Here is a 4,480-nt window from a genome sequence, read left to right on the forward strand (position 1 = left end):
GGCGGCACCGATCTGGAAGTCTGCCCCGAGAGGCCCGGCGATCTCCTCGGCCACGAACTGACGCAACGATTTTCCGGTGACGCGGCGAACCAGTTCGCCGATCAGGTGCCCCTGACTGGCCGCGTGATACCCCGACGTGGTGCGCGAATCCCACCACGGAGCTTGTGCGGCCAGGCGCGAGGTCGAGAGTTTCCAGTCGTAGAGGTCCTCTTCGCTGAACGGGCGGTCCCATCCCGATACTCCGGAGGTGTGCGACAACAGATGCCGAACCGCTATGTCCCGCTTACCAGCGGCCGCGAACTCGGGCCAGTAGGTCGCGACCGGCGAATCAGGATCGAGCACCCCACGGTCGATCAGCATCAGCGCGGCCAGGCACGTGACCATCTTCGTCGTCGACCACACGTTGGTGATCGTGTCCGACTCCCACGGCAGGCGGCGCTCGGTGTCGCGATAGCCGCCCCAGAGGTCGACGGCGGTATGGCCGTCGATGTCGACCACGATGGACGCGCCGAGTTCTGCCCCACTGTCGAGGTTGGCGGCGAGCGTGTCGCGCACCGCAGCGAACTCGGGATCGCAGTGACCGTCAATTGCCATGTGATGCACCCAGAACACGGTGGACGGCGAGTTCCACGTAGCCGTCGGCGACGTCCTCGATGCTCAGCTCGCCGCCGTCGTGGAACCAGTTGCTGATGCCGTTGAGCATGTCAGTCAGGGCGAACGACGCCAATCGTGCATCCGGGACGGTGAATTCGCCGCTGCGCATTCCGGCGGTGATCACGTCGCGCACGCGTCGTTGATATCGGCGGCGGTAGTCCTCGATGACGGTGCGGTGCTCGGGGGTCAACGAGGCGAGCTCGTGCAGTCCGACGATGTATTCCACCCGTCGACGGTTCAGATGCACCAGGTGCGCCCGCACCAGAGACGAGAGGCGCTCGGTGGGGGTTCCGGCCGCGTCTAGCAGCGGCAGGTTCTCCTCTGCCGGCTTCTGCGTGACCGTCAGACAGATCGCGAAGAGGATGTCTTCCTTGGATGGGAAGTGGTGGTAGAGACTGGCACCCTTGATGCCGACGGCGTCGGCGATATCACGCATCCCCACATTCGAGTAGCCCTCGCGCGCAAAAATATTGGCGGCGTTGGCCACGATGTCCTCTCGCCGTTGACGGGTGCGGACCTGACGAGGCAGAGGACTGACCTTGGCCGGCAGAGTTGGGTCAGGCTGCGTCATACGGTCTCCTCCACCGCCGCCAGCAGTCGCAGTTCACGCTTGAGGATCTTGCCCTGCGGATCGACGGGCAGTTCGGACACGATGTGCACCGACTTCGGAGCCTTGTACGACGCCAACTCGGTGCGGCAGTACTCGATGATCGCGGCCGGGTCGGCGGTCACCCCGTCGTGCGCGATGACGAAGGCGGTCACGGCCTCGGACCAGTACGGGTCGGGTACTCCGACGACGGCGGCACGCAGCACGTCCGGGTGAGTGTGGATGGTGCGTTCCACTTCCTGTGACGACACGTTCATCCCTCCCGACTTGATCATGTCCTTCATCCGATCGTAGAAGAACAAGTTGCCGTCAGTGTCGATGCGCACCATGTCGCCGGTATGTACCCAGCCGTCCCTGAATACCTCGGCGGTGCGCTCGGGGTCCTTGAAGTAGCCGAGCATCACCGATGGAGTGCGGCAGAGCAATTCACCGATCTCGCTGTCGTTGCCCGCAGGGTCGACGACCTTGATCTCGAGGTGGGTGACGGGCTTGCCGATCCACGACGCGTCGCCGTCGGGAATGTCGTCGAGGGTAGTGAACCAGCCGACCGAGCCGAGCTGCGAGAGTTCGGACTGTCCCCAGTAGGTACCCCAGATGGCCTCGGGTGCCGCGGCGGCCCAGGCGCTGATCGTGTGCGGTGACACCTGGCCACCGTAGGTGAGGCAGCGCCTGACCTGGCTCACCGCCTCGGGGCCGAACCGCGCATCACGGGCCAGGGCCAGGTAGAACGTCGGCGTCTGCGCGATGACGGAGATCTTCTCGGCGGCGATGATGCGCAGCGATTGTGCTGGGTAGACCGTCGCGGGCAGCACGAGGGTGGCACCCATCAGCGTGAGGGTCGTCATGGAGCCGAGTCCGGCGATGGTGTGGAACGGCATGACGAACAGCCAGGTGTCCTCCGGTCCCGTGCGCAGGCCCCAACTCCACGCCGGCGCGGTGGAGATGAGGAAGTTGCGGTGCGGAATCATCACGCCCTTGGGGGCCGCTTCGGTCCCGGAGGTGTAGATGACCATCGCGACGTCGTTCTCGTCCATCTCGACGTCCGGCTCGGTGGACGGGGTGTTCGCGGTCAGCGCGGCGTATTCGGTACCGAACGTCACCAGGGTAGTGGTGTCCGGCTTCACCGAGGAGATTATCTCGGCGTAGGCCGGATCGGCGACCACCACAGTCGGTTCCGCGTGTTCGAGTTGGTGCTTCACCTCGGCGGCGCGATACATCACGTTGATTCCGGTGAAGGCCGCACCGGCCTTGAGGGTGCCGTAGTACGCCACCACCACGTCGACGCTGTTACGAGCCATCGATGCGACGCGGTCGCCCGCTGCCACCCCGAGATCGACCAGCAAGTTGGCGAACTGGTTTGCGCGAGAATCGAGTTCGCCGTAGGTGGTGACCTCGCGGGTGCCGTCCGCCGCGTAGCTGATGAACGCAACCTTGTTCGGCTGAGTCCGCGCATGGCGACGCAGCTGATCGCCGATGGTGGCGCGGCCGATGGGGGAGCGGTGGTGGATGGCGGTACCGGGCACGGCGGACTCCTCGAAGTGCGAGCTGTTACAGGGCTGTGTTCTACAGAGCTGGGGAGAGTGCAGCGGAGTCGAACATCGGCTGCGAGAACGTCTCTGCCGCAACGATCTGCTCCACCGGATCACGGGTGAGCTTGCGCGGGAACGACTTCTCGGGATACCCGACGGCGATGTGTGCGGCGGTGATGTAGTCGTCCGGGATGCCGAGCAGTTCGCGAATGGCGGGTTCCTCGTGGCACAGCAACGTCGTCACCGCGGTCGCGACGCCCTGATCGCGCAGGCTCAGGCACAGGTTCTGCACTGTCGGGTAGATGGAAGCGCCGCCGACGACGGAGAGTCGGCCGAGTTCGTGGTCGGTGGGGTGCAGTCCGTCCAACGCGGCACAGACCACCACGATGGCGGGCACCTCGTGGAGGTGGCGGGCGAAGTAGTCGGCGTCCTGCACGGTCTTGGGCAATGCACCGACGGCGACGGTTCCGCCGGTGATGCCGGCGAAGTATGCGTCCCACATCGGCAGGTAGAGATCGGCGAGGGCCTGCTTGCGGGCGGCGTCGCGTACGACTATCCACCGCACGGGCTGACGGTTGCCGCCCTGCGGACCGAAGCGGGCGACGTCGAACGCAGCCTTGAACACCTCGTCGGGAACAGGATCGCTGAGGTACCGCCTGCAGGTGCCGGTGGTGCGCATCGCCTCGGTGAGTTCCATGGGTGTGTCCCTTCGCCTGTCCGCTGTTAGGTAGTGCCATGAAGCATCGTGTGGCGTGGGCCACATTGTCAAGGGTCGAAAAGCTGTGAATCTCGAGATAGCGAATCCCTTGCGCAAAATTGCCTAACCGTGGTTAGTTGAGCTGTCGGAGTCGGATGGAGCAGCTCGCAACAGGAGGTACCGGTGTCCACAGACGCAGCAACGGCAGCGGAAACCGTGGGTCGGATCGATCGAGATCGGCTCTCGCGCGCTCTCACCGCCGCCAACCTGCCCACGCTGGTCGCGGTGCTCTACCAGCTGACCGGTGATCACACATGGCTCGCCGATCCGTACCAACCCACCCGTAGCCGGGGCATGGACAACAACGACACGGGCGGATTCGACGACGCCGTTGCAAGCCGCATCCGGTCCGCGGCGCTCGACGCGATCTGCGCGTTCCACAAGGGCACGCCCATGGCGGTGCCGTCGCCCGACCCGGAGCACCTCGTCGAGATGATCAGCGTGGCTGTCGGTGAGCAGGTTCCACCCGAGTTCGGCGTCATGGTCGCCGAGGACATGGGGTTCACCGCCGCGGACACTCCGGTGGCCGCACCGAACGATCTGTCGGTCATCGTGATCGGTGCCGGCGTCTCCGGAATGCTCGCCGCCATCAAGCTGCACGAGGCGGGCATCAGTCACGTTGTACTCGAGAAGAACTCCGACGTGGGCGGAGGCTGGTTCGAGAACACCTATCCGGGGGCGGGCGTGGACACCCCGAGCCACCTCTACTCGTACTCCTTCGCGCCGCGGGCCTGGAGCACGCACTTCGGCAAGCGCGACGAGGTGTGGCAGTACCTCAGCGATGTCGCCTCCGAACACGATCTGCGGCAACGCATTCGGTTCGGCACCGAGGTGGCGACGGCCGAGTACGACGCGCAGCGGCAGGGCTGGACCGTCAGGACGGTCGACGGCGAGACGCTGACCGCCGACGTGGTGATCACCGCGACCGGTCAG

5 protein-coding genes are annotated in these 4,480 nt (G+C 65.4%); 1 reads left to right on the top strand and 4 read right to left on the bottom strand.

Annotated elements, in window-relative coordinates; genetic code table 11:
* The 4 genes from CH256_RS12690 to CH256_RS12705 all read right to left on the bottom strand — a co-directional run.
* Positions 1 to 594 (bottom strand): serine hydrolase domain-containing protein (locus tag CH256_RS12690; RefSeq protein ID WP_143536571.1); only part of this gene is annotated, 594 nt, incomplete at its 3' end.
* Positions 584 to 1,225 carry a TetR/AcrR family transcriptional regulator gene (locus CH256_RS12695; RefSeq protein ID WP_094669778.1) on the bottom strand — a complete coding sequence of 214 codons (642 nt, stop codon included), beginning with the start codon at positions 1,223 to 1,225 and terminating at the stop codon, positions 584 to 586. The genes CH256_RS12695 and CH256_RS12690, both read right to left, overlap by 11 nt.
* The gene (locus CH256_RS12700) at positions 1,222 to 2,784 is read right to left on the bottom strand and encodes a class I adenylate-forming enzyme family protein (protein ID WP_094669779.1); all 1,563 of its coding nucleotides are present in this window, start codon (positions 2,782 to 2,784) and stop codon (positions 1,222 to 1,224) included. The genes CH256_RS12695 and CH256_RS12700 overlap by 4 nt, the downstream gene beginning before the upstream one ends.
* 40 nt (positions 2,785 to 2,824) lie before the next feature.
* Positions 2,825 to 3,487: a nitroreductase family protein gene (locus tag CH256_RS12705; protein WP_027497814.1), complete on the bottom strand. Its 663-nt coding sequence runs from the start codon at positions 3,485 to 3,487 to the stop codon at positions 2,825 to 2,827.
* A gap of 183 nt (positions 3,488 to 3,670) precedes the next feature.
* On the opposite strand from CH256_RS12705, the gene CH256_RS12710 reads away from it, so the two are divergent.
* On the top strand, positions 3,671 to 4,480 hold an 810-nt coding region (locus CH256_RS12710), incomplete at its 3' end, for a flavin-containing monooxygenase (RefSeq protein WP_179272085.1).

This window comes from Rhodococcus sp. 05-2254-6 (assembly GCF_002258565.1).
Classification (GTDB): Bacteria; Actinomycetota; Actinomycetes; order Mycobacteriales; family Mycobacteriaceae; genus Rhodococcoides.